Origin of the sequence: Streptomyces sp. TG1A-60 (assembly GCF_037201975.1) — a bacterium.
Lineage (GTDB): Bacteria > Actinomycetota > Actinomycetes > Streptomycetales > Streptomycetaceae > Streptomyces.
Genome location: NZ_CP147520.1, coordinates 4,897,539 through 4,920,964, shown reverse-complemented (window position 1 = coordinate 4,920,964; position 23,426 = coordinate 4,897,539). Strand labels below are relative to the sequence as shown.

Below are 23,426 nucleotides of genomic sequence, written 5' to 3'. Positions count from 1 at the left end.
ATGACGATCATGAGCACAACGCAGGCGGGACCTTCGGGCGACCCCCGCATCGGCTGGAGCACCGCGGAACAGCCACACGCCCCCGCCCTCCGCCACCGCCGCGACGGCATCCTGCCCACCGTGGCCGCCGCCCTCTCCGTACGCGGCGAGACCCTCACCGGCACCGCCGCCCGAGGCGACCAGGCCCCGCCCCTGCACCCCCTGGTCCAGGAGTTCCTCGACTCCCTCGCCACCGACCGGCGCGACCGCTTCACCGGCCGCTGCGCCGAGGCCATCCTCATCTCCCGCCACATCACCAACGCCGACGCCGGCCGCAGCAAACGCGCCGCCCGCAGACCCATGTCCAACGGAGAGGCCCGCAAAGCCCTCAAGCAGGCCAAACTCACCACCCGCCACATCCGCGAGGACGGCGACCCCCTCCACGGCGCCTTCGCCACCCCCTGCCGCTCCTGCACCGCCCTCAGCGCCCACTTCGGCGTCCGCATCGTGGACCCGACCCAGAGGAACTGAGCGGGAACCCACCCCCGAAGACCGCGTCAGAAACCAGACAACGGGAAACAGCCCCCGACGCCACCGGCCCACCCGGTACGCCAAGGCTCCAGCCGACGTCCCCGCCACCGCCCCGACCGATCCGCGCCACACACCGAACGACCGACGCCCCCGACGCCCCCACGAACCACCGACGAACCACCGACGAACAAAGGCCAGATGCACACCGACCGCACCTCCTCCACGCGCTTCTCCGTCCCCGTCGACGCCGCCCTGCGCACCGCCGGGTGGCAGCCGGGCCACTGGGACATAAAGCAGGCGGAGATCTGGGCCGACACCCTGCGCGAACACACCTCCCCCGCCGGCCACCGCCACGCCGTCTTCCCGGCGGCGGTCGAAGCCTGGGCCGAATTCGGCGGCCTCCACCTCACCACCCAGGGCCCCGGCCGCCAGCTCGCCCCCGCCGACCTCCACCTCGACCCCCTGCACGGCCTCCACATGGCCCGCACCCTCGGCGACCTCGGCCGCGCCCTCGACACCGAGGTCTCCCCCCTCGGCCACGAGACCCACACCCGCACCCTCATCGCCATCGACACCGAAGGCCGCACCTACGCCCTCGACCACACCGGCGACTGGTACCTCGGCCCCACCATCGACACAGCCCTCACCACCCTCCTGACAGGCATCGCCCCCACACGCCTGACAGCACACTGAGCCCACCCCCACACACCACCGCGGGCAGCCATACCGCCAGAGCGGCACCGCAAGCGCAACGACACCCCGCCGACGCCGGTGAACGAAACCCACCCCACCCAGCCGCCACCACCACCGCGCCGGACACCCGACCCACCCAGGCCGGCCCCACCCCCTACCCCGCCGGGATCACCGCAGACACCCGAAACCCCCCGGCCTCAGTAGGCCCCGACACGAAAACACCCCCCAGCTCAGCCACCCGCTCCTTCATCCCCAACAACCCGTTCCCCCCACTCGGCAACCGCGCGGCCCCCGCCGCCCCCGGCTCCGGCGGCGGCCCGTTCTCCACCTGCATCGCGATCTCCGCCGACCGATGCGCCAACCGCACCCGCGTCTTCGCCCCCGCCGCATGCTTGTGAACGTTCGTCAACGCCTCCTGCACCACCCGGTACGCCGTCTGCTCCACCTCGGCCGCATACACCCGCACCTCCCCCTCCACCGACAGATCCACAACCATCCCCGCAGCCGCCGACTGCCCCACCAACACCTCAAGCTCAGCCAGACAGGGCCCGTCCCCCACCTCCCCCTCCACCCGCGAAGCCGCCGCGGCAGCCGCCACCCCCACCACCGCCAACGGCACCGGCTCCACCCGCCGCACCGACGACAACCCCTCCCCCGACCGCAACACCCCGAGCATCTCCCGCAACTCGGTCAACGCCTGCCGCCCCATGTCCCCCACAAGCGCCGCGTTCCTCACGGCCTTCTCCGGATCCTTCCGCGCCACCGCCTGCAACGCCGCCGCATGCACCACCATCAACGACACCCGATGCGCCACCACGTCATGCATCTCCCGGGCGATACGACTCCGCTCCTCCCCCCGAGCCCACTCCGCCCGCTCCTCCGCCCGCTCCGCGAGCAACTGCAACTCCCGCTCCAGCGAATCCGCCCGCTCCCGCAGACTCTCCATCAACCGCCGCCGCGCCCCCACATACAGCCCCAGCAGCACCGGCGGCGCGGTCAACCCGATCGCCATCGTCAACGCCAGGAACGGCGCGAACGCGTCCCCGCCCCCGACCGCCCCGTCCCCCCGCAGATCACTCCGCGTCGCCTCCACGAACCACACGATGAACACACCGGCGAACGCCATCCCCGACAACGCCCCGATGATCCGCCTCGGCGCCTCCGACGCCGCCAACGTGTACAGCCCGACGAGCCCCATCAGATACCCCATCTGAGCAGGCGCGACAGCGATGAAGACCAACACGACGGCGACGGGCCACATCCGCCGCAGAACCAACACCGAACCGGCGAGCACCCCGAACGCGACCCCCACACCGGTCGGCAACCCTGCGTTGTCCGCGAAAGCCACACCCTCCACCGCACACTCGAACGCCGACACCGACGCCAGCCCACCGTCGAGCAACGCCCCCCGCCACCGCTCCCACCACCACGGACCGGCCCTCTCCCCCGTCCCGGCCCCGGTGCGCTCTTCCCCCGTCGTGGTCATATCCCAAGCCTACGTTCGAGCGCCCACGCTTTTCCGGCGAGTTTCCCGTACCGGCCTCCACCACACCGCCCACTCGAACAGAAGCGAAACCAACCACTATCCCTCGAACTGCTGAATCGCCCACCGTTCGACCCCGGAACCCACCACTCCGCCCAGACGGTATGCCCATGGCACACGCACACACCCGGCACACCGACTTCGAGGGCCTACGAGAACAGGCGATGGCCCTGCGCCGAGCAGGCCTCAGCCGCCGCCAGATCCGCGACCGACTCCACGTCCACAACAACGACATCCTCAACCGCCTCCTGGAGGGCGAGCCCGCTCCTCAGTGGACCAAGCGCCCCAACGCCAAGGACGACCTCAAGGCGCGGGCGCGAGAGCTACGCCTCCAGGGCTGGACGTACGACCAGATCCAGGTCGAGCTGGGCTGCTCGAAGAGCTCGATCTCGCTCTGGGTACGGGACCTGCCGAAGCCGGAGCGCAAGCGCTCCACCGAGGAGGCTTCGGCCATCGCCAGGCGAGGCTGGGAAGCAAAGCTGCGCATCCGGGACGAGGAACGGCAGCACACCAAGGAAATCGCCAAGCAGGCGATCGGCGACCTCTCGCCCCGTGAACTGTTCCTGGCCGGGGTGGGCCTCTATTGGGCCGAGGGCACCAAAGACAAGCCGTACGACCGCCGCGAGAATGTCACCTTCATCAACAGCGACCCGAGCATGATCCAGGTTTCCTCGCCTGGCTCGACCTCCCGGGCATCGAACGCGAGCGCCTGCGATACAGCGTGATGATCCACGAGAATGCGGACGTGGAAGGCGCTGAACGGTACTGGGCCGAACTCGTCAGCACCGACGGTCCGCGTTCAACAAGACGACCCTCACGAAGCACAATCCCAAGACGGTGCGCAAGAACATCGGCGATACGCATCGGGGCTGCCTAGTGATCAAAGTCCTCAAGAGTGCCGACTTGTACCGTCGCATCGAGGGCTCTTGGTACGGCATAGTGTTGGGAGCCACTCGACAGCTTGACCAGATGTCCGGCTAGTCGGGTTTGGTCCCCCGTGGTGTAATTGGCAACACACGTCACTTTGGATGATGTATTTCAGGTTCGAGTCCTGGCGGGGGAGCCAAGCTCAGTTCGGGTCCTGACCCAGGCAAGACGGGTCAGGACCCGCTCACATTTCCCCCTCGCAACGCCCCGGTATCCTGCGGATGTCCACACCCCACCCCTCCACAGCCGAAGGGCATCCCCGTGAGCGCAACCCGCCCGGCAGCCGTCGTCGTACTCGCAGCGGGTGAGGGCACCCGTATGAAGTCGGCCACACCGAAGGTTCTGCACAGCATCTGTGGCCGTTCGCTGGTCGGCCATGTACTCGCCGCCGCGCGCGAGTTGCACCCGGAGAACCTGGTCGTGGTCGTCGGGCACGCCCGCGAGCAGGTCACCGCGCATCTCGCCGAGGTCGACCCCGGCGTCCGTACGGCGGTCCAGGCGGAGCAGAACGGCACCGGGCACGCGGTGCGGATGGGGCTCGAAGAGCTGGGCGGGGTCGTCGACGGGACCGTGGTCGTCGTCTGCGGCGACACCCCGCTGCTCACCGGCGCGACCCTCCAGGCCCTCGCCGCCACCCACTCCGCCGACGGCAACGCCGTGACCGTGCTGACCGCCGAGGTCCCGGACGCCACCGGTTACGGCCGTATCGTCCGCGACGGTGCCTCCGGTGCCGTGACCGCCATCGTGGAGCACAAGGACGCCACCGAGTCGCAGCGCGCGGTCCGTGAGATCAACTCCGGGGTCTTCGCGTTCGACGGCCGGCTGCTCGCGGACGCGCTCGGCAAGGTGCGTACGGACAACAGTCAGGGCGAGGAGTACCTGACGGACGTGCTCGGGATCCTGCGGGAGGCCGGGCACCGGGTGGGGGCCTCCGTGGCCGGCGACCACCGTGAGATCGCGGGTATCAACAACCGCGTCCAGCTCTCCGAGGCCCGCCGGGTCCTCAACGACCGGCTGCTCACCGACGCGATGCTCGCCGGGGTGACCGTCATCGATCCGGCCACCACGTGGGTCGACGTCACCGTGACGTTCGAGCGGGACGCCCTGATCCACCCGGGCACGCAGCTGCTGGGCGCCACGCATCTCGCCGAGGGCGCGGAGGTCGGGCCGAACTCGCGGCTGAGGGACACGGGGGTCGGGGCGGGCGCGCGGGTCGACAACACGGTCGCGGACGGTGCCGAGGTCGGGGCGCGGGCGACCGTCGGGCCGTACGCGTATCTGCGTCCCGGCACGCGTCTCGGGGTGCAGTCGAAGGTGGGCACGTACGTCGAGACGAAGAACGCCTCCATCGGTGAGGGGACGAAGGTGCCGCACCTGTCGTACGTGGGTGACGCCACGATCGGTGCGTACTCGAACATCGGGGCGGCCAGTGTGTTCGTGAACTACGACGGGCAGGACAAGCATCACACCACCGTCGGGTCGCACTGCCGTACCGGTTGCGACAACATGTTTGTGGCGCCTGTCACGGTCGGGGACGGTGCGTACACCGCCGCCGGTTCTGTGATCACGAAGGACGTGCCGCCCGGTTCGTTGGCCGTGGCCCGTGGCCAGCAGCGGAATATCGACGGTTGGGTGGCTCGTAAGCGTCCGGGGAGCGCGGCGGCGAAGGCGGCCGAGGTGGCTTCCCGGGAGGCGGAGAGCGAAAGCTGACCGGAAACGGGCGCGTCCGGGACGGCGTACCGTGATAAGTGCACACCCGCATCCCAGCTGAGCTGCTTCGGCATGTCCGGCTGCGACACCTCTGAGGAGACAGTGCTGTGACCGGGATCAAGACGACCGGCGAGAAGAAGATGATGTTCTTCTCCGGCCGCGCCCACCCCGAGCTTGCCGAGGAGATCGCCCGGCAGTTGGGTGTCGGGGTCGTCCCGACGAAGGCCTTCGATTTCGCCAATGGTGAGATCTATGTCCGTTATGAGGACTCGGCGCGTGGCGCGGACTGCTTTTTGATCCAGAGCCACACGGCTCCGATCAACAAGTGGGTCATGGAGCAGTTGATCATGATCGACGCGTTGAAGCGTGCGTCGGCCCGCTCCATCACCGTCATCGTGCCGTTCTACGGTTACGCGCGGCAGGACAAGAAGCACCGTGGGCGTGAACCGATTTCGGCGCGTCTGATCGCGGATCTGATGAAGACGGCGGGTGCGGACCGGATTCTGGCCGTGGATCTCCATACGGATCAGATCCAGGGGTTCTTCGACGGTCCGGTGGATCATCTGTTCGCGTTGCCGCTGTTGGCGGACTATGTGGGTGCGAAGGTGGACCGGAGCAAGCTGACGGTGGTGTCGCCGGACGCGGGTCGGGTGCGGGTGGCGGACCGTTGGTGTGACCGGCTGGGTGCGCCGTTGGCGATCGTGCACAAGCGGCGTGACAAGGATGTGGCGAACCAGGTGACCGTCCACGAGGTGGTGGGTGAGGTCGAGGGTCGGGTGTGTGTCCTGGTGGACGACATGATCGACACTGGTGGGACGATCTGTGCGGCGGCTGACGCGTTGTTCGCGCATGGTGCGGAGGATGTCATCGTGACGGCGACGCACGGTGTGCTGTCGGGTCCGGCGGCGGACCGGTTGAAGAACTCGAAGGTGAGTGAGTTCGTGTTCACGGATTCGTTGCCGACGCCGGGTGAGCTGGAGTTGGACAAGATCACGGTGCTGTCGATCGCGCCGACGATCGCGAGTGCGGTGCGTGAGGTGTTCGAGGACGGTTCGGTGACGAGCTTGTTCGACGAGCAGTAGGGCTCGTCGGAGATCGTTTTGGGTGCGGCCTTGCTGGCCGAGTAGACTGCTGCAGTTGCTCGGCGAGGGAGGCCGTACCCGTTTCGCGGGGTGGCTGTCCGTTATCGACGCGCTCTTCGTAGCAGGCCGTTCGTGGCCGGGTGACCACGTCCGTTCCTGTTTTCCACGAGGAGTGATCATGTCCGAGGTGAAGCTCAGCGCGTCGACGCGTACGGAGTTCGGCAAGGGTGCCGCCCGTCGTATCCGTCGTGATTCCAAGGTGCCCGGTGTTCTGTACGGTCACGGTGCCGACCCGCTGCACCTGACGCTGCCGGGTCATGAACTGCTGCTGGCTCTGCGTACGCCGAACGTCCTGATCTCGCTGGACATCGACGGCAAGACCAGTGAGCTGGCGATCCCGAAGTCGGTGCAGCGTGACCCGATCAAGGGTTTCCTGGAGCACGTGGACCTGCTGTTGGTGTCGAAGGGCGAGAAGGTCAACGTCGACATCTACGTCCACACCGAGGGTGAGCTGGCGCCGGGCGGCAACCTGCTGGAGCACGTGCTGAACGCGCTGCCGGTCGAGGCCGAGGCCACGCACATCCCCGAGTCCGTGACGGTCTCCGTCGAGGGCCTGGCGGCCGGCGACTCCGTTCTGGCCAAGGACGTGCCGCTGCCGAGCGGTACCACGCTGGCTGTCGACGGGGACACGGTCGTCCTGCAGGTGCTGGCCGCGCAGGCGGAGGAGGCTCGGGAGGGTGAGGCCGGGGGCGAAGAGGCCGCGGAGGCCTGATCCTCATCTTCGTCGTTTCGTCAGCCGCTGCTCCCGGTCGGGGCGGCGGCTGGCGCGTATCAAGGAGACATGCACGTGACGAGCGATGCGGGTGCCCCCTGGCTCATCGCCGGCCTCGGTAATCCGGGGCCGGAGTACGCGGCGAACCGGCACAACGTGGGGTTCATGGTGGCCGATCTGCTGGCCGAGCGGATCGGGGGAGGTTCAAGCGGGCCGGTAAGGCGCAGGCGCAGGTCGTGGAGGGGCGGATCGGGCCGCCGGGGCCGGCGAACCGGCGGGTGGTTCTGGTGAAGCCGATGTCGTACATGAATCTGTCGGGTGGGCCGGTGAACGTGCTGAAGGACTTCTACAAGGTGCCCGTGGCGAACGTCGTGGCGGTCCATGACGAGTTGGACATCGATTACGGCACGCTGCGGTTGAAGTTCGGTGGTGGTGACAACGGTCACAACGGGCTGAAGTCGATGACGAAGGCGATGGGGTCCGACTATCACCGGGTGCGGTTCGGGATCGGTCGTCCGCCGGGTCGTATGCCGGTCGCCGGTTTCGTGCTGAAGGACTTCTCGTCGGCGGAGCGCAAGGAGTTGGACTACTTCGTGGACCGGGCGGCGGACGCGGTGGAGTGTCTGGTGATCGAGGGGTTGGAGCGGGCGCAGGGGACGTACAACTCCTGAGTACGTGTGGCTTCTGAGCCGGTCGGTGGGGTTGTCGGGTGGCACGACAAGGCTGCGGTGATCCGGACAAGTCACGATTCGTTTGTTGCCTGTGCTGGCCTGCGAGGGTTGACCGACCGCGGCACCATGGCCAATGATCCCGGCCATGCCTGCCAGCAGAGCCCCCGCTTCCCGCTCGCGGCGCCGTCCGCGTCCGGGTGGCGGTGCGTCGGCCGGGCTGCGGTACGCGCGGCTGGCGGCGATGGGTGCTCTCGCGGTGGTGATCCTGATCGCCGGGGTGTGGGGTTCCTGGGGCTGCGCCCAGCACGTGATGCTGAGCAAGGGGCGCGAGCAGGGGACGATGACGGTGTCCCGGTGTGGGGGCGAGACCTGTTGGGGGCCGTACGAGCCGGTGTCGACGGGGTCGCGGACCCGGGAGCGGGTCGACATCGAGCGGTCCGTGGCCGTGGAGTCCGGCCGGACGTACACCGTCGTGGTGAAGCCGGGCAGCAGTGAGGTCGTGCGGACGGGCCCGGCGGGGCTGTTGCACGCCTGGGTGCCTCTCGGCGGTGCTCTGCTGCTGGCCTCGGTGGTCGTGGCCGGCGGGCTGCGCATGGTGCGGTCGGCCTGGGTGCTGGGCGGCGCGGGGATCGCGCTGGTCACGGCGGCGTGGGTGGCTCTCTGAGGCGCGCCCCTCGCTTGTCTTCACAGTGGTGCCCCCGTGGTCGTACGACCACGGGGGCACTGCCTTACGTGGCGGGTCAGCCGGTGTTGCGCAGGCCCGCGGCCACGCCGTTGACGGTGAGGAGCAGGGCTCGGGCGAGGAGCGGGTCGGGGGTGTCGCCTGCGGCTGCGGTGTCGCGCTGGCGCTTGAGGAGGGTGACCTGGAGGTAGGAGATGGGGTCGAGGTAGGCGTCGCGGATGGAGAAGGTCTGCTGGAGGACGGGGTTGGCGTCGAGCAGCTTCTTCTCGCCGGTGATGCGCAGGACCTCGCGGACGGTGAGCTCGTGTTCGGCCCGGATGGTGGCGAAGACGTGCTTGAGCTCGTCGGGGACGAGGGTGTCGACGTAGTGCTGGGCGATCCGCAGGTCGGTCTTGGCGAGGGTCATCTCGACGTTGGAGAGGAAGTTGCGGAAGAAGTGCCACTGCTCGTGCATCTCGTCGAGCACGGTGTCCAGGCCCGCGTCGCGCAGTGCCTTGAGGCCGGAGCCGACGCCGTACCAGCCCGGCACGATCTGCCGTGACTGGGTCCAGCCGAAGACCCATGGGATGGCGCGCAGGCCGTCGAGTCCGGCGCCGCTGTCGGGCCTCCTGGACGGCCTGGACCCGAGGTGCAGGTCGGCGAGCTGGTCGACGGGGGTGGAGGCGAAGAAGTAGGCGGGGAGGTCGGGGTCCTCGACGAGTCGGCGGTAGGCGGACTCCGCCGCGTCGCTGACCAGGTCCATGGCGGCGTCCCAGCGGGCCAGGGCCTCGACGGACTGGCGGGGGGCGGTGTGGAGGGCGGAGGCCTGGAGGGTGGCGGCGACCGTCAGTTCCAGGTTCTCCCTGGCCAGGGAGGGCACGAGGTACTTGTCGGAGATGACCTCGCCCTGTTCGGTCACCTTGATCTCGCCCTCCAGGGTGCCCCAGGGCTGCGCGAGGATCGCGTCGTGGGAGGGGCCGCCGCCGCGGCCGACGGTGCCGCCGCGGCCGTGGAAGAGCCGCAGTCGTACGCCGTACCGGTGGGCGACGTCACGGAGGCGGCGCTGGGCGCGGTGGATCTCCCACTGCGAGGTGGTGATGCCGCCGAACTTGGAGGAGTCGGAGTAGCCGAGCATGACCTCCTGGACGTCGCCGCGGAGGGCGACGAGCCGCCGGTAGGAGGGGTCGGCGAGCATCTCCTCCAGGATCGTGTCGGCGGCCTTGAGCTCGTCGGTGGTCTCCAGCAGGGGGACGATGCCGATCTTGGCCCAGCCGGCGTGGAGGTCGATGAGGCCGGCCTCGCGGGCGAGGACGGTGGCGGCGAAGACGTCGTCGGCGCCCTGGCACATGGAGATGATGTAAGACTCGATGACCTCGGGGCCGAAGACGGCGAGGGCCTTCTTTACGGTCTCGAACACGCCGAGGGTCTTGGCGCCGGCGGCGTCCAGTGGTGCGGGCGTCGGGGCCAGTGGGCGGCGGGATCGCAGTTCGCGGGCGAGGAGCTTGTGGCGGTACTCGCGGGGCATGTCCTCGTAGCGCCAGGATTCCTCGCCGAGGCGGTCGAAGAGCTGGCCGAGGGCGTGGTGGTGGGCGTCGGCGTGTTCGCGGACGTCCATCGTGGCGAGTTGGAGGCCGAAGGCGGAGAGGGTGCGGATCGTGCGGTTCATGCGGCCCTCGGCGAAGAGGCCGCCGCGGTGCTCGCGCAGCGAGGTCTGGATGAGTGTCAGGTCGTCGATGAGTCCGGATGTGCCGAGGTAGTCCCGTCCGGGCTCGTGGGGGATGCCCTTGGCGAGGCGCTGCTTGGTGTTCTCCAGCTTCTGCCGGATGCAGGTGGCCTTGAGGCGGTAGGGCTCCTCGGCGTTGAGGCGCTTGTAGCGGGGGCTGATCTCGGGGAGGGCTCCGAGGTCGGTCTGGAGCGAGGCGAGCAGGTTTTCGGTGGCGCCGGTGTAGCGGATGGAGTTGGAGAGGAAGCCGCGTAGTTCGTCGATGAGTTCGAGGGCGTCGTTGATGCCGTGTTCGTGCTGGAGGATGAGGACGTCCCAGGTCACTTGGGGGGTGACGTTGGGGTTGCCGTCGCGGTCGCCGCCGATCCAGGTGCCGAAGGTGAGGGGGCGGGTGGCGTCGGGGAGGGTGACGCCGACGCGCTCCAGTTCGGCGGTGAGGTCCTCCAGGACGTCGCCGACGGCGCCCGCGTGGAGTTCGTCCAGGTAGTAGATGGCGTTGCGGGCCTCGTCGGCGGGTTCGGGGCGGACGACGCGGAGTTCGTCGGTCTGCCAGACGAGGTCGATGTTCTCGGCCAGTCGGGTGTCGTGGCGGCGGCGGTCGGACTCGATGACGGGGGTTTCGAGGAGTGCGGCGACGCGCCGGAGTTTGTTGAGTACCGACCGGCGTGCGGCCTCGGTGGGGTGGGCGGTGAAGACGGGGCGGACGTTGAGGTTCCGGACCGTTTCGCGCAGGTGTTCGGGGTCGGCGTCCTTGAGGCGGTCGGCCGTACGGGCGAGGAGGCCGCCCTCGGCGGCACGCCGTGCCCTCAGTTCGCGGCCGCGGTGGACCTGCTCGGTGACGTTGGCCAGGTGGAAGTAGGTGGAGAAGGCGCGGACGAGCTTGGCGGCGGTCTCCAGTTCGGTGCCGCGCAGCAGGTCGGCGGCGGCTTCGCCGTCCTCGCGGGTCAGGCGGCGGACGCGCTCGACCAGCTCCAGGAGTTCGGGGCCCTCCTGTCGCACGAGGGTCTCGCCCAGCAGATCGCCCAGGCGCCGGATGTCGGCGCGCAGCTCGGCGTTGACCGTGGTGACGGTCTGGCCATGGTCGTCGGCACTGCTCACAGGTGCGGCTCCTTGCAGTGTTGAAGCTCGTCCGGAGGGGAACTCGGATGTGTGCCCGGCGGCTCATCGACCCCGAGGAGGTTGCGTGCGCGGTTGTACGGGCTGGGCATCCGGGCAGGATTCAGAGCGGACCGCGCTGTCCGAACCGACTCCAGGATAGGTGGCCACCCGGGCGTACCCGGCGGCAGGTGCCACTTTGGCGGCACTGAGTGCCACATGTCCACCGTCCCGCTCACTCCGCGGACGCGCAGACCGGTGGGCTCTTGCCGCCGGGCGCCGCGCTGTCATACTTACGATGCCGTAGGTTACGGAACCGTAGGGAAAGCCGGCAGGCGACCCGCGCACGATGTTGCCGCAGGCATCTCCACCTCTCTCCACCCTCGACCCCACAGGGGACGCCCATGACCACAAGGCCCGATGTGATCGAAGACGCCCCGAAGGCGCCCCGTTCCGCAGGCTCCGCGACGCCCGATTCCTCAGCCCCGTCGGCGACGCTGGGCGGCGAGCAGAAGCGTTCGATCGAGCAGCTCACGCTGCTTCTCTTCATCACCGTCCCGTTCCTCGCGCTGCTCGCGGCGGTGCCGCTGGCCTGGGGCTGGGGGGTGAGCTGGCTGGATCTCGGCCTGCTGGTGTTCTTCTACTTCCTGGGCTGCCACGGCATCACGATCGGTTTCCACCGGCACTTCACGCACGGCTCCTTCAAGGCCAGGCGCCCGTTGAAGATCGCGCTGGCGATCGCGGGTTCGATGGCCGTCGAGGGCCCGCTGGTCCGCTGGGTGGCCGACCACCGCAAGCACCACAAGTTCTCCGACGCCGAGGGCGACCCGCACTCGCCGTGGCGGTTCGGTGAGACGGTTCCCGCGCTGATGAAGGGCCTGTGGTGGGCGCACATCGGCTGGATGTTCGACGAGGAGCAGACCCCGCAGGAGAAGTACGCGCCGGACCTGATCAAGGACAGGACGCTCCGGACGATCTCCCGCCAGTTCATCCTGTGGACGGGCGTCTCGCTCCTGCTGCCTCCCCTGATCGGCGGCCTGGTGACGATGTCCTGGTGGGGCGCGTTCACGGCGCTCTTCTGGGGCTCGCTCGTGCGGGTGGCGTTGCTGCACCATGTGACCTGGTCGATCAACTCGATCTGCCACGCGGTCGGCAAGCGCCCCTTCAAGTCCCGCGACCGCTCGGGCAACGTGTGGTGGCTGGCGGTCCTCTCCTGCGGCGAGTCGTGGCACAACCTCCACCACGCGGACCCCACCTCCGCCCGGCACGGCGTCGAACGCGGTCAACTGGACTCCTCCGCCCGGCTGATCCGGTGGTTCGAACGGTTCGGCTGGGCGTACGACGTCCGCTGGCCGTCACGCTCGCGTATCGATTCCAGGCGTAACAGGGGTGAGGACGGCTCCCGGCAGCGGAAGGCGCCCGCGGAGGCGGCATGATTGACGGCGTGGCGACCGACTCCAGCAGCACCCCGAGCAATGACAAGCCGCGGCGTGTGCGCCGTACCCGGATGACGGGCGCCGAGCGCCGGGCGCAGTTGCTGGAGGTCGGCCGCGCCCTCTTCGCCTCCAAGGGCTTCGATGCCACGTCGGTGGAGGAGATCGCGGCGAAGGCCGGGGTGTCCAAGCCGGTGGTGTACGAGCATTTCGGCGGCAAGGAGGGGCTGTACGCGGTGGTGGTGGACCGTGAGATGAGCCGTCTGCTGGACATGGTGACCAGCTCTCTGACGGCGGGGCATCCCCGTGAGCTGCTGGAGCAGGCCGCCTTCGCGCTCCTCGACTTCATCGAGGAGTACACGGACGGCTTCCGCATCCTGGTCCGTGACTCCCCGATCCCGCAGTCCACGGGTTCCTTCGCGTCGCTGATCTCCGACATCGCCACCCAGGTGGAGGACATCCTCGGCCGCGAGTTCAAGAGCCGCGGCTTCGACCCCAAACTGGCCCCGCTGTACGCCCAGGCCCTCGTCGGCATGGTCGCCCTCACGGGTCAGTGGTGGCTCGACGTCCGCCGCCCGAAGAAGGCCGAGGTGGCTGCCCACCTGGTCAACCTCGCCTGGCACGGCCTGGACGGCCTCAACCAGAAGCCCCGCCTGATCGGCCACCGAAAGAGCTAGTGCCGCGCCCCTGAAGGCGTGTCCCGCTCCCGCTCAGGGGCGGGGCACGCCTTCAGGGGCGCGGGGAACTGCGCGGCCGGCCACAACCAGCCCGCAGGTCCTCACGCGCCTCACCCCCTACGGCGAACGGCCCCTCAGCCGGCCTTCTCCACATCCTTCGCGCTGAGCGCCAGCTCATTGCTCACCGTGAAGTACGGCTTCACCCGCGTCCGCCCCCGCTCGAAGTGCTCGAACACCTGCCCAGGTACGAGATCGGTCTTCCGCCGCTCGACCACGTCTCCCCCGATCCGCCCCACCGGCACGGCCTCCGCCCCGTCCGCCGGCACCAGCCGCAGGTCCCACAGGTCATGCTCGACACTCCGCCGAGCCATGACCTCCCCGTACGGAACGGTGAACCGGACGCCCCGGTCCCCCGCCCCCCGCACGGCCACGGAGAAGTCGTACGCCGCGCCGGCCCGGGAGACAGCCCGCACCACCGCCCCTTCCCCCAGCGGCGCGCCGGCCGCCCCGAACAGCGTCGCGTTCACGGTCATCGCCCTCTCCCCGACCTCGATCGTGTCGATCTCGGCATGCGCGGGCCGCAGCCATGTCCGCAGCGCGAGGAACCCGTCGACGGTCGGGTACGGGATCCACGCACCGACCCCCCGCTGATCGACGCTCGGCGCCCGCCCGACGAGCGCGGCCTGTTCCACCAGCCGCGCGGTCAGCCGTACCCGCTTGTTCGTGCCGCGCGGCGCGACATAGCAGTCCCAGCGTCCTTCGGCGAGGGTGTGTTCGTCCCGGTGGAGGGTCGCCCGGGCGACCGTGTCGGGAGAGTCGGCGTTCGGCAGCGGTACAGGCACCCGGATCTGCCGCCTGCCGGGGTCGCGACGCAGGCGGGCGACGAAGTCGAGGGGCCCGGCGGGCAGTTCCGCCGGGTCGAGCAGGACGGTGACGCCGCCGTCGGCGCTCGCGCGGGCGTGCGCGGCGGGCACGCCGGGCTCGGCGGTCGTGGGAGCGCTCCCGCCGGGCGCGGCGGCGGCCTTCGCGGGACGCGGTCGTACCGCACGGGCGAGCTGCCTCAGCCGGGCCGCGCCGTCCCACCTGCGGCGCCGTGTCCTGGACAGCTCCTCGAACAGGGACTCGTAGCGGCGGGCGATGACGGACGGTTCGTACGTCTCGGCCTTCTTCGTGGCCGCTTCGCCGAGCCGTTCGCGCAGCGCCTCGTCGGTGACGGCGCGCTTCAGCGTGTCGGCGTAGGCGTCGACGTCTCCGCCGAGGGGGACGAGCAGGCCGTCCTCGCCGTCGGTGATGATCTCGCCGGGGCCGTGGGGACAGTCGGTGGCGACGACCGGGACGCCGCAGTGCATGGCCTCGACGATGGTCATGCCGAAGGCCTCCATGTCGGAGGAGACGGCGGCGACGGCGCCCTTGGCCCATTCGGTCTCGATGGGGGAGACCGCTCCCATGAGGAACGCACGCTCGTGCAGTCCGAGCCGGTCGATCTGCTCCCGCAGGTTCTCCTTCTGCGGGCCGCGTCCGTAGATCCGCAGGGTCCAGCCGGGGTGTTCGGCGGCGATCTTGGCGAAGGCGTTCACGAGCCGGTCGTACCGCTTGATGGGGATGAGTCGGCCGGCGGCGACGATGACCTGGGAGTCCAGGCGGGACCGTACGACGGCGGGGGCCCGGACGCCGTTGGGGACGCAGACGATGGTGGTGGCGACGTCGGGCAGGGCGGCGCGGTACTGGGTGGCGTCGGCCTCGGAGACGGTGACGTAGGCGTCGAGGCCGGCGATGGCCTTGTTCTGGTTCTCGCGCAGCGGGTCCCGGTACTGGTCCAGGCTGAGGTGCTCCTGGCCGACGCGCAGATAGCGGCGGCGTCCGTCGCGGGCGAGATAGCCGTTGAGGTCCGGGCGGGTGGCGATGACCACGTCGGCGTCCGTGCGGGCGAGGAAGGCGCCGATGCGTTCGTCCTGCAGCGCGGTGTAGGGCAGGTTCCCGGTGGCCCCCGTGTACGGGAACATCGTGCCGGGCAGCTTGGTGAGCGGATGGTCGCCCTCGTGGCCGGGGCTGCCGTCCCGGAGCTCGATCAGCGTGGTCAGGCGCACGCGCGGGTCGAACGGGAGGGCCGGTTCGTCGCGCAAGCGGTGGATGCTGACGACCTCGACGTCGTGGCGGTCGGCGAACGCGGCCGACAGGTTGGCCGTCGAGCGGATGGTGCCGCCGATGCCGTAGGCGTTGTTGATCAGAAACGCGATCTTCACGTGTGCTTCCCCCTGGAAGCCGCCCGGCACGGGCGGCGGCCTGCTCCGCGCCCCCTGGCGGTCCGGTCGGGAGGGCTGGGGCTGTGCGCGGGCACGGCGATATACGTGGTCGGTAAATAAGAATCAATTGACGCAGCAGGAATCAACCGGCCGGGAAGTGGTGGTCGTGAAAGAAATCCCGGTCGGCGACCGACAGAATAATGATGCGCGTCACCAAACGGCTCGCGAACACGCCGACTACGTCAACTGAAGCTCACTGGCCCGAATCCCCCCTGGTCAAGGCGCGCCCCCGGCTACCTCGTGATGAACACTCAAGACAACAAAAAGTGACACGAGAATATAGTCGGATTAAAGGAGAGCCCAAGAAGATTATCAGCCAGATCCGAGCCGGGGCCCGGAATTCGGAATACCGAAATCCACTTCCGGCTATGCCCTTTCGGCCGGCGCGCTCCGCAGCGGGGTCGTTTCCAGTACCTCCGCGGCCATGCGACCGGCCGGGCCCGCGGTCTGTTCGGCGATGCGCCGGAAGGTGTCCTGGGCCTGCCGTGCGGGCCATTGCGCCGGCAGATGCAGGACGGGGAGCCGCGGGTCGGTGCGGATGATGCGCAGCCACTCGGCGACCAGCCCCAGGCGGGTCGCGATGGGGTCGGCGGCGGCGAGGTCGGCGGCGGTCCAGCGCTTGTCGAAGGCGACGTACCGTGCGGCCAGGGCCTCCAGGTCCCAGCTCTCGCGGATCATCAGCCCGAGATCGGTGAACTCGTCGGCCCGCGCGTGGAACACCTTCACATGCGTGTCCAGCCCGAGCTCCGAGACGATCTCCCGTACGTCGACCCGTCCGGGCGCGATCCACAGCCCGCTGTACAGGGCGCCGAATCCGGACCAGGTGAGGCGCGAGCGCAGATCGTGCCGCTGCCGCTGCCAGGACTCGGGGAAGGAGAAGCCGAGCAGGGTCCAGGTGCCGTCCCAGTCCTCGTTCACCGCGCCGTCGCGCCAGATGCGCTGACCGCCGTCCCGCAGGATGTCCTCGGCGTGCGCGGTGAGCCCGAAGAACATCCTCCGGCCCTCCCGCTGCCGTCGCAGCAGTCCCCGGTTCACCATCCGCGTCAGCGTCGACCGTACGGCCTGCTCTCCCGTGCCGACCCGGCCGAGCACATCGATGATGCTCCCCGAGTACACCCCGAGGCCGCCTTCGCCCCGGTCCAGCACGTGATTGCCGAAGAAGGCGAGCACAAGCGACTGCGCCCGCGGCTGCGGCGCGTCGACGACATCTGCGTCCAGGATCTCGTCCTCCACAGCGGTAAGAGTACGGCGGACGCCCCGGGCCCGGTCAGGGCGGACCGCTCTGTCCAGGGGCCCGGCCAGCCACACGAGCCCGCTCAGTCAGGGCCCGGACAGGGGGTGGGCCGCTCGGCCCGCGGCGGGACCACTCCGGCGGGCGCCTGGCCGGCCAACTCGCTCCCGAACGGCCGGGGCGGCCCCCGTTCCGGGACGCTCGGGCGCCGTCGGTCCCGGACAGTCCCATGGTGAGCAGCAGCATGGACTTGCGGCCGAGCCGGTCGCCGAAGTGGCCGAAGTCGATGCCGCCGAGGGGGCGGGCGACATACCCGGCGGCGAAGGTGCCGAACGCGGCGACCGCGCCGACGGCCGGGGCGGCGTCGGGGAAGAACAGTTCGCCGAAGACGAGCGCGGCGACGTGCCGTAGACGAGGAAGTCGTAGGACTCGACGTCCGTACCGAGCGGCCCGGAGAACGCGACACGGCGCAACTGCCTTGCACCCAGGGCCTGTTCGGGCCACTCGGCGAGGTCAGGGAGTTGGGCGGGGGCATGCGGGCCTCCCTGGAGCGAAGGGGACCGAGGGAGGAACACCGCGAAAATAGGCGTGCATCTGTTCGGCGTCAATATTCTGCACAACATCGACATGGACGCCGGCCGCGACGGCTGCCTCGACACCCGCTCCCGGCCCCTCGACCGCTCAGACCGGCTCCAGGAACTCCAGTCGATTGCCCACCGGGTCCTCGGAGTGGAACCGCCGGTACCCCGGCAGATCGTCGTCCCAGGCGACCGGCGCCCCGCGCGCGGCGAGCCGGGCCGCGTACGCGTCGATGTCACACACCCGCAGCCCGGGGTGGGCCTTCTTCGGCGGTCGGAAGCCCGCCTCCACCCCCAGGTGCAGAATCACCTCGCCCGCTCCGAACCAGCACCCTCCCCGCACCGCGAGCGCGGGCGGCTTCGGGATCTCCGTCATTCCGAGGACGCCGACGTAGTACGCCCGCAGCAGGCCCTCCGCGCCCGGTGGCGCGGCGAGCAGGACGTGGTCGACGGCGGCGATCACCGGCCCGCCTCCGGCTTGCGGGCGACGACGAAGACGCGGCGGAACGGGAACGGTGTGCCGTGGGCGGTGGCGGGATAGGCCTCGCGCAGGGCGGTCCGGTACTCGGCGACGAACGGCTCGGCGTCCGGGCCCAGTTCGGTGAGGACCGGTCGCAGCCCCGTCCCCTTCACCCAGTCGAGGACCGGGTCCTCGCCCTGGAGGAGGTGGACGTAGGTCGTCTCCCAGGCGTCGGTCTCGCAGCCGAGGTCGGCGAGGGCGGCGAGGTAGCCGGCGGGGCCGTGGACCGCGTCGTCGTGCCTGAGGGTCCCGGCGAGCCGGTCCTTCCAGCGGGCGGAGTGGGCGAGTTCGCGCATGAGGCGGTGGCTCGGGGAGTCGAAGTTGCCGGGGACCTGGAAGGCGAAGGTGCCGCCGGGGACGAGGGCGTCGACCCAGACGGGGAAGCGGGCGAGGTGGCCGGGTACCCACTGGAGGGTGGCATTACTGACGATCAGGTCGTACGGCTCCGGGGGCGCCCACGTACGGACGTCGGCCGCGGTGAAGTCGATGCGACCGCCGCCCGGGGTGAGCCCCTCGTGGTCGACGTGGGCCCTGTCGAGCATCTCGGGTGAGTTGTCGTAGCCGGTGATGCGCGCGGCGGGCCAGCGGTCGGCGAGGAGGCGGGTGACGTTGCCGGGGCCGCAGCCGAGGTCGGCGACGCGGGGGTGGATCGCGGGCGGGTCGGGGACGTGGGCGAGCAGGTCGACGAAGGGGCGGGCGCGGTGGCCGGCGTGCCGCAGGTACTGCCGCGGGTCCCAGGTGGGGGTGGTGGCGGGCATGGGGACTACCTCCTCGTAACTCTCCGGGCACGGGCTCCGGCGCGGGCACGGCCTCCGGCGCCGGGCGTCGTGGCGTCGCGCCGGGTCCGGACGGCTCCACCGTCCGTACGCGAGCACGTCTCGTGCGCGGTCCACTCTCGTGCGCGGTCCACCCTCGCGCCCAAGGTATCTCGGAGTCAAGATGGTTGAAGTTAATCATCTCGATGTCAAGAGACTTCACGTCGACACAACGATTACACTGATCGTCATGGAGGACGAGGTCGATCGACTGGTCGCAGCGTGGCGCCGGGAGCGCCCCGACCTCGACGTGGAGCCGCTGGAGGTACTCAGCCGGGTGAGCAGACTGGCCCGGCACCTGGACCGTGCGCGCCGACTGGCGTTCGCCGAGCACCAGCTGGAGCCATGGGAGTTCGACGTGCTGACCGCGCTGAGGCGCGCCGGCGCGCCGTATCAGCTCTCCCCCGGTCAGCTCCTCACGCAGACGCTGGTGACCTCGGGCACGATGACGAACCGAATCGACCGGCTGACGAAGAAGGGCCTGGTCGAGCGGCTGCCCGATCCCAGTGACCGCCGGGGTGTGCTGGTTCGGCTGACGGTCGAGGGCCGGGACCGGGCGGATCAGGCGCTCGCCGGGCTCCTCGACCAGGAACGGGCGATTCTGGCCGAACTGTCCCGCGCCCAGCGAGGCGAACTGGCGGGCCTGCTACGGCAGTTGACCGCCCCGTTCGACAACATCCCCGGCTGAGATCCTGTCGGGCCGGCCCTGCCGGAGACGCGCGGGCGGTCAGGCACTGCTGCTTTCCTCCGGCACGATCCGCCCGGCAGGCCCCAGGTCGGCCGGCCCGACCCCCGCCCGGCGCGCGAGGGCGACAGCCGCGAGGGTGGAGTGGACGCCGAGCTTGCCGAGGACGTTCTGCATATGGGTGCGGACGGTGTGCGGGGACAGGAAGAGGCGCTCGGCCACGGCCTTGCGCCCCAGGCCCGCCACCATGCACCGAAGCACTTCGCGCTCACGCGGGGTGAGGGACTCGACGAGCAGCTCACTCTCCGTGCGGTGCTTGCGTGCGGCGGTCAGCTCCCGCAGGACGCCGGTGAGCAGCGCGGGCGGCAGATGGGTCTCGTCGCGCAGCACCCCCCGGATCACGGTGAGCAGCCGGGACAGCGAGCAGTCCTTGGCGACCCACCCGGAGGCCCCCGCCTGCAGGGCCAGCGCGGCCCGGCGCGGATCGTCCTTCTCGGCGAGGACGACGGTCCGTACGCTCGGCTGGCCCGAACGCACGCCCGCGACCAGCGAGATGCCGTCCACGAGCCCGTCCTCGCTGCCGTCCGGCACGGGTACGGCGGCCGGACGCGTGCCGGGGGCGTGCGCGTGGCCCCCCAGGTCGGCGTCGACCAGAAGCACGTCGAACTTGCGCCCCTCCCCCGCCGCGCGGTCCAGACAGCGCAGCGCGGCGGGGCCGCTGCCGGCCGCGGACACGTCGACGTCCGGCTCGGCGGCCAGGGCCGCGGCGAGCGACTCGGCGAAGATGCGGTGGTCGTCGACGACCAGGACTCGGATGCGAACCACTGAAACCCCCACTGGTCGGGGGACGACCGGCGCGAGTACGGCGCCCGGAGCGTGCCCCGGTGTACACCTGGGACGGGGCGTCGCAGCCACACGGCCGCCGCCGTGCTGAACCGCTACCCCACACCGGGCGTCGTACCCGACTTGTCTCGCCCCCTGATCGGCACCGGCCCCCACCGGCGCTGCTCATCAGAGTAAGGCCGGACGGCAGGAGCGGAAGGTGATTTGCAGAACTGACTGTCCAGCGCGTTTATTGTGTGCCGCATGTTTCGCATCGAGACGGAAGTCGACAAGGAGCGAAGCCAATTGCTGCGTTCCCGACTGCGCGCCAGCAACACCGCGGCTTCGCCGGTCCTCCGCGACCTGCGTGGAACCCCTGGTGCACGGGAGCTTCCGCTCCAGGTGTGGGCTCTGGACGAGGCGGGCGACCTCCTCGGCGGCCTGGTCGGCCACACCTGGGCGACGTGGCTCCACATCACCTACCTCTGGGTCGACGATCGCCACCGGGGGGCGGGCCTCGGTTCGCATCTCCTGTCCCAGGCCGAACACACCGCCGCCCACGAACGCGGCTGCCGCTCCGCCCGCCTGGAAACCTGGGAGTTCCAGGCCCCCCGCTTCTACCAGCGCCTCGGCTTCGAGGTGGTGTCCGTGATCCCCGACTATCCGCCGGGGATCACGGAGTACACGCTGACCAAACGCCTCGGGTGAGCCCGGGCCGGAACTGTGGCGGTGTCCAGGCCGCGTGGCGGAGGATCGCGTTGACCGTGGCCCGCGACGGGGCCAGGCGGAGCGCCACGTTCCGCATGCCGACGGCGAGCGGATGCTCAAGTCGCTGTCCCATCCGGCCCGCCTGCCGGGCGGCACGGGCGTCACGGCGGCACTGAGCGGACCGGACGACGACCAGGACACCCGTCGATGCCCCCCCACCAAGGGCACCGCAACGCACACTCGGGGTGCGATGGAAGCCGGTGAGTGATCCCCGGCTATCCGCCGGGGATCACGAGGTACACGTTGCCGAAGAGGCTGGGTGCACCGTGGATGGCGAAGCCCCAGCCGCCGCCGCTTCTAACGGAGTGCGCCCCAGGTTTCGTGACGAGAATACGGATCACGTCGTCGTCAATCAGATAGAAGAACGCGGTAGCGGCCGACGCGGAGGCGCCGGGCGTCGGGGCCGTAGGCAGTGGAGTTCACGGGGCGCGGCGCTTTGGCGAGGGTATCCACGGCCTCGTACACGGCGGCGAGGCCCGCCACCAGCTCGCCCGTGACGGTTTTCCAAGTCGCCCACGACATCAGGCGCCAGATTCCACCACCCAGCCGTGTCGCGCACGTATCGGCGTGCAATACCTGCGGAGGCGAAGTCCGCTCCGGGCAACGAGAGCAGACCGAACGCTCGGGATTCGACGGGGCTCGCGTACGCCAGTGCCTCGTGGATGCCGGGTATGCCCTCACCCATGGTGGTGCGGCCTGGGCTCCCCGGAACAACCCGCCCCCCTGCCCTGAGACCGGGCGATCAGCAATGCGTCCCCGAGCGGTTCCTGAATGCCTCGTTGTAGGCGTCAGTCCCGAAGCGCAGGTGCTTGCCGTCGGGGTCCCTGAAGTCCGGAACGCTGGTCGCGGTTGCCAGGGAGTCGGACAGGCCGCTGCCGTGCTTGGCGGAGGCCGTCAGCGCCTGCTTGATCCGCTCACCGGTCCAGTCCGGGTGCTCCTGCGCGAGCATCGCCGCCGCGCCGGCCACATGCGGGGCCGCCATCGACGTACCGGACATCGACACATGGCCCGGGGCGGCCGGAGTGCCGTCGGAACCCTTGGCCGCCTTCGCCGCGACGATGCCCACACCCGGAGCGGTGATGTCCGGCTTCAGCGAGCCGTCGGCCGTGTGACCGACACTGGAGAAGTCCGCGATCCGGTCCTTGTTTGGTCGACCGCGCCGACGGTGAGCGCGGAGGCCGCGCTGCCGGGAGTGCCGATGGTCGTCGCGGAGGGGCCTTCGTTGCCCGCAGCGACGACAAAGAGGATGCCGCTCTCTGCGGATATGCGGTCGACCGCGGCTTCCAGCGGGTCGGACTCGGCTGAGTCCTCGCCGCCGAGGGAGAGGTTGGCGATCCTGGCGCCCTGGTTCGCCGGATGGCGGCTGCGCGCATGTCCGTGTCAGAAACCGATGACGTGCCAGACGTCGACGGTGTGTCAGACATCGTTGATGTGTCAGGCGTTGCCGAGACCGGCGCGCCACGTGGGCCGGTTGAAAAACCAGCGGTACGCGACGCCGAGCACGAACGCCTGGGTCACGGCCCCGACAACGATCCCGACGAAGGGCAGAGCGCCGGGAAGAGCGGAGAACAGCAACGAGGTCGGGGCGGTGACGAGGAAGAGCCAGACTCCCGCGAGGCTGGCGTCCGCGTGCTCGACGAAGAGTGCGTCCACCCCGACCCAGACACCGACCGCGGCCACGACGGCCAGGTAGCCCAGGGCGGCGGGGTTCACCAGGTGGTGGCGGAGGACCTGGGACAGGGAACGCGACGAGGCAGTCATTTCCGAACTCCTTTGACAAGCAATGGTGTTGCTCGGTTTGTGAGGTCAACGATGTCGTCGGGGAGCGGCTGCCACATGAGTACACGTACTCACGTTCACCTCAGCGATCGGACGCGCTAGCGTGGAGGGTGCCCGGATGCCGGTGAAGGCGCGGTCCATCGCGCCGTGCCGCAGCCGGTCGGCGCCCTCGATGGAGTCGGCCCCGGCGCACATCGCCCCGAGCAGCGACATCACCTTGGCCGCCGGATGGGCGCCGCCGCTGTTGTCGGCCGCCTCGATACGCACCTGGTCGGCCAGCTCGGGCAGGCCGACCCGCTCGGCGAGAGCGACCAGCGGGAGCAGCCCCGCGTCCGCGATCAGATTCGGCTCGTCGAAGTGTGCGGAGACAAGGACGGCGGCATGGGAAGATTGCATCTCGGAAGAGCCTTGTCATCGTGCGTGCTGGA

At 70.0% G+C, this 23,426-nt stretch carries 20 protein-coding genes, 1 tRNA gene and 5 pseudogenes; 13 read left to right on the top strand and 13 right to left on the bottom strand.

All coding sequences use genetic code 11. The features are described from left to right. Together WBG99_RS21430 and WBG99_RS21425 are read left to right on the top strand one after the other, a co-directional pair. Positions 1 to 510 (top strand): YwqJ-related putative deaminase, encoded by a 510-nt coding sequence (locus tag WBG99_RS21430; protein ID WP_338897835.1) that lies wholly within the window; start codon positions 1 to 3, stop codon positions 508 to 510. A gap of 198 nt (positions 511 to 708) precedes the next feature. Beyond that, positions 709 to 1,203, top strand: coding sequence for an SUKH-3 domain-containing protein (locus WBG99_RS21425; RefSeq protein ID WP_338897834.1), 495 nt, complete (start codon positions 709 to 711; stop codon positions 1,201 to 1,203). Positions 1,204 to 1,357: 154 nt separating this feature from the next. Here WBG99_RS21425 and WBG99_RS21420 read toward each other — a convergent pair whose 3' ends face one another. Then, on the bottom strand, positions 1,358 to 2,689 hold the full coding sequence (locus WBG99_RS21420) for a histidine kinase (RefSeq protein ID WP_338897833.1): 1,332 nt from the start codon (positions 2,687 to 2,689) through the stop codon (positions 1,358 to 1,360). A 167-nt stretch (positions 2,690 to 2,856) separates the two neighbouring features. On the opposite strand from WBG99_RS21420, the pseudogene WBG99_RS21415 reads away from it, so the two are divergent. From WBG99_RS21415 to WBG99_RS21385, 7 genes and pseudogenes are all read left to right on the top strand, one after another. Continuing rightward, a pseudogene (locus WBG99_RS21415) lies at positions 2,857 to 3,727 on the top strand (hypothetical protein). Between the two features lie 10 nt (positions 3,728 to 3,737). Next, positions 3,738 to 3,812 (top strand) — tRNA-Gln (locus tag WBG99_RS21410). Between the two features lie 122 nt (positions 3,813 to 3,934). After that, on the top strand, positions 3,935 to 5,383 hold the full coding sequence (glmU, locus tag WBG99_RS21405) for a bifunctional UDP-N-acetylglucosamine diphosphorylase/glucosamine-1-phosphate N-acetyltransferase GlmU (RefSeq protein WP_338897832.1): 1,449 nt from the start codon (positions 3,935 to 3,937) through the stop codon (positions 5,381 to 5,383). A gap of 107 nt (positions 5,384 to 5,490) precedes the next feature. After that, positions 5,491 to 6,465 carry a ribose-phosphate diphosphokinase gene (locus WBG99_RS21400; protein ID WP_338897831.1) on the top strand — a complete coding sequence of 325 codons (975 nt, stop codon included), beginning with the start codon at positions 5,491 to 5,493 and terminating at the stop codon, positions 6,463 to 6,465. Between the two features lie 178 nt (positions 6,466 to 6,643). Further along, positions 6,644 to 7,237, top strand: a complete 594-nt coding sequence (locus WBG99_RS21395; RefSeq protein ID WP_338897830.1) for a 50S ribosomal protein L25/general stress protein Ctc — start codon at positions 6,644 to 6,646, stop codon at positions 7,235 to 7,237. A 69-nt stretch (positions 7,238 to 7,306) separates the two neighbouring features. Continuing rightward, a pseudogene (gene pth / locus WBG99_RS21390) lies at positions 7,307 to 7,908 on the top strand (aminoacyl-tRNA hydrolase). Between the two features lie 133 nt (positions 7,909 to 8,041). Beyond that, positions 8,042 to 8,572, top strand: a complete 531-nt coding sequence (locus WBG99_RS21385) for a hypothetical protein (protein WP_338897829.1) — start codon at positions 8,042 to 8,044, stop codon at positions 8,570 to 8,572. 76 nt (positions 8,573 to 8,648) lie between these two features. On the opposite strand, the gene ppc is transcribed toward WBG99_RS21385, so the two are convergent. After that, positions 8,649 to 11,390, bottom strand: a complete 2,742-nt coding sequence (gene ppc, locus WBG99_RS21380; protein ID WP_338897828.1) for a phosphoenolpyruvate carboxylase — start codon at positions 11,388 to 11,390, stop codon at positions 8,649 to 8,651. A 401-nt stretch (positions 11,391 to 11,791) separates the two neighbouring features. On the opposite strand from ppc, the gene WBG99_RS21375 reads away from it, so the two are divergent. Further along, the gene (locus WBG99_RS21375) at positions 11,792 to 12,823 is read left to right on the top strand and encodes an acyl-CoA desaturase (protein ID WP_338897827.1); all 1,032 of its coding nucleotides are present in this window, start codon (positions 11,792 to 11,794) and stop codon (positions 12,821 to 12,823) included. After that, a complete protein-coding gene (locus tag WBG99_RS21370) occupies positions 12,820 to 13,497 on the top strand; it encodes a TetR/AcrR family transcriptional regulator (RefSeq protein ID WP_338897826.1) in 678 nt (225 codons plus the stop codon). The genes WBG99_RS21375 and WBG99_RS21370 overlap by 4 nt, the downstream gene beginning before the upstream one ends. A gap of 134 nt (positions 13,498 to 13,631) precedes the next feature. On the opposite strand, the gene WBG99_RS21365 is transcribed toward WBG99_RS21370, so the two are convergent. The 5 genes and pseudogenes from WBG99_RS21365 to WBG99_RS21345 all read right to left on the bottom strand — a co-directional run bounded on the left by WBG99_RS21365 (position 13,632) and on the right by WBG99_RS21345 (position 18,887). Continuing rightward, positions 13,632 to 15,740 (bottom strand): glycosyltransferase family 4 protein, encoded by a 2,109-nt coding sequence (locus WBG99_RS21365; RefSeq protein WP_338897825.1) that lies wholly within the window; start codon positions 15,738 to 15,740, stop codon positions 13,632 to 13,634. A gap of 426 nt (positions 15,741 to 16,166) precedes the next feature. Beyond that, positions 16,167 to 17,033 (bottom strand): PaaX family transcriptional regulator C-terminal domain-containing protein, encoded by an 867-nt coding sequence (locus tag WBG99_RS21360; RefSeq protein ID WP_338897824.1) that lies wholly within the window; start codon positions 17,031 to 17,033, stop codon positions 16,167 to 16,169. A 220-nt stretch (positions 17,034 to 17,253) separates the two neighbouring features. Continuing rightward, positions 17,254 to 17,504 (bottom strand): annotated as a pseudogene (locus WBG99_RS21355) (MFS transporter); the annotation flags it as partial. A gap of 208 nt (positions 17,505 to 17,712) precedes the next feature. Continuing rightward, positions 17,713 to 18,072, bottom strand: coding sequence for a glyoxalase (locus tag WBG99_RS21350; protein ID WP_338897823.1), 360 nt, complete (start codon positions 18,070 to 18,072; stop codon positions 17,713 to 17,715). Next, on the bottom strand, positions 18,069 to 18,887 hold the full coding sequence (locus WBG99_RS21345; RefSeq protein ID WP_338897822.1) for a trans-aconitate 2-methyltransferase: 819 nt from the start codon (positions 18,885 to 18,887) through the stop codon (positions 18,069 to 18,071). The genes WBG99_RS21350 and WBG99_RS21345 overlap by 4 nt, the downstream gene beginning before the upstream one ends. A gap of 247 nt (positions 18,888 to 19,134) precedes the next feature. Here WBG99_RS21345 and WBG99_RS21340 point away from each other — a divergent pair, with 247 nt between their 5' ends. Further along, positions 19,135 to 19,632, top strand: coding sequence for a MarR family transcriptional regulator (locus WBG99_RS21340; RefSeq protein WP_338897821.1), 498 nt, complete (start codon positions 19,135 to 19,137; stop codon positions 19,630 to 19,632). 39 nt (positions 19,633 to 19,671) lie between these two features. On the opposite strand, the gene WBG99_RS21335 is transcribed toward WBG99_RS21340, so the two are convergent. After that, positions 19,672 to 20,454 (bottom strand): response regulator transcription factor, encoded by a 783-nt coding sequence (locus WBG99_RS21335; RefSeq protein ID WP_338897820.1) that lies wholly within the window; start codon positions 20,452 to 20,454, stop codon positions 19,672 to 19,674. A 261-nt stretch (positions 20,455 to 20,715) separates the two neighbouring features. Between WBG99_RS21335 and WBG99_RS21330 the strand changes: the two genes are divergently transcribed. Then, entirely contained in the window at positions 20,716 to 21,159 is a 444-nt protein-coding gene (locus tag WBG99_RS21330; RefSeq protein WP_338897819.1) for an N-acetyltransferase, read from the top strand. Here the strand turns inward: WBG99_RS21330 and WBG99_RS21325 are convergent. From WBG99_RS21325 to WBG99_RS21305, 5 genes and pseudogenes are all read right to left on the bottom strand, one after another. Beyond that, positions 21,125 to 21,319: pseudogene (locus WBG99_RS21325) on the bottom strand (hypothetical protein); the annotation flags it as partial. The gene WBG99_RS21330 and the pseudogene WBG99_RS21325 sit on opposite strands and share 35 nt — an antisense overlap. Positions 21,320 to 21,567: 248 nt before the next feature. Further along, the gene (locus tag WBG99_RS21320) at positions 21,568 to 21,741 is read right to left on the bottom strand and encodes a hypothetical protein (protein WP_338897818.1); all 174 of its coding nucleotides are present in this window, start codon (positions 21,739 to 21,741) and stop codon (positions 21,568 to 21,570) included. Between the two features lie 352 nt (positions 21,742 to 22,093). Next, positions 22,094 to 22,566, bottom strand: a pseudogene (locus tag WBG99_RS21315) (S8 family serine peptidase); the annotation flags it as partial. Positions 22,567 to 22,653: 87 nt separating this feature from the next. Beyond that, positions 22,654 to 22,980, bottom strand: a complete 327-nt coding sequence (locus tag WBG99_RS21310) for a hypothetical protein (protein ID WP_338897817.1) — start codon at positions 22,978 to 22,980, stop codon at positions 22,654 to 22,656. A gap of 45 nt (positions 22,981 to 23,025) precedes the next feature. Beyond that, on the bottom strand, positions 23,026 to 23,394 hold the full coding sequence (locus WBG99_RS21305) for a hypothetical protein (RefSeq protein ID WP_338897816.1): 369 nt from the start codon (positions 23,392 to 23,394) through the stop codon (positions 23,026 to 23,028). Between the last annotated feature and the right edge of the window lie 32 nt (positions 23,395 to 23,426).

Excerpts from the sequence above, each read along its gene's own strand:
- WBG99_RS21430 (WP_338897835.1), top strand. The coding sequence starts at position 1 with ATGACGATCATGAGCACAACGCAGGCGGGACCTTCGGGCGACCCCCGC.
- WBG99_RS21425 (WP_338897834.1), top strand. The coding sequence starts at position 709 with ATGCACACCGACCGCACCTCCTCCACGCGCTTCTCCGTCCCCGTCGAC.
- WBG99_RS21420 (WP_338897833.1), bottom strand. The coding sequence starts at position 2,689 with ATGACCACGACGGGGGAAGAGCGCACCGGGGCCGGGACGGGGGAGAGG.
- WBG99_RS21395 (WP_338897830.1), top strand. The coding sequence starts at position 6,644 with ATGTCCGAGGTGAAGCTCAGCGCGTCGACGCGTACGGAGTTCGGCAAG.
- WBG99_RS21385 (WP_338897829.1), top strand. The coding sequence starts at position 8,042 with ATGATCCCGGCCATGCCTGCCAGCAGAGCCCCCGCTTCCCGCTCGCGG.
- WBG99_RS21375 (WP_338897827.1), top strand. The coding sequence starts at position 11,792 with ATGACCACAAGGCCCGATGTGATCGAAGACGCCCCGAAGGCGCCCCGT.
- WBG99_RS21370 (WP_338897826.1), top strand. The coding sequence starts at position 12,820 with ATGATTGACGGCGTGGCGACCGACTCCAGCAGCACCCCGAGCAATGAC.
- WBG99_RS21345 (WP_338897822.1), bottom strand. The coding sequence starts at position 18,887 with ATGCCCGCCACCACCCCCACCTGGGACCCGCGGCAGTACCTGCGGCAC.
- WBG99_RS21340 (WP_338897821.1), top strand. The coding sequence starts at position 19,135 with ATGGAGGACGAGGTCGATCGACTGGTCGCAGCGTGGCGCCGGGAGCGC.
- WBG99_RS21330 (WP_338897819.1), top strand. The coding sequence starts at position 20,716 with ATGTTTCGCATCGAGACGGAAGTCGACAAGGAGCGAAGCCAATTGCTG.
- WBG99_RS21320 (WP_338897818.1), bottom strand. The coding sequence starts at position 21,741 with ATGTCGTGGGCGACTTGGAAAACCGTCACGGGCGAGCTGGTGGCGGGC.
- WBG99_RS21310 (WP_338897817.1), bottom strand. The coding sequence starts at position 22,980 with ATGACTGCCTCGTCGCGTTCCCTGTCCCAGGTCCTCCGCCACCACCTG.
- WBG99_RS21305 (WP_338897816.1), bottom strand. The coding sequence starts at position 23,394 with ATGCAATCTTCCCATGCCGCCGTCCTTGTCTCCGCACACTTCGACGAG.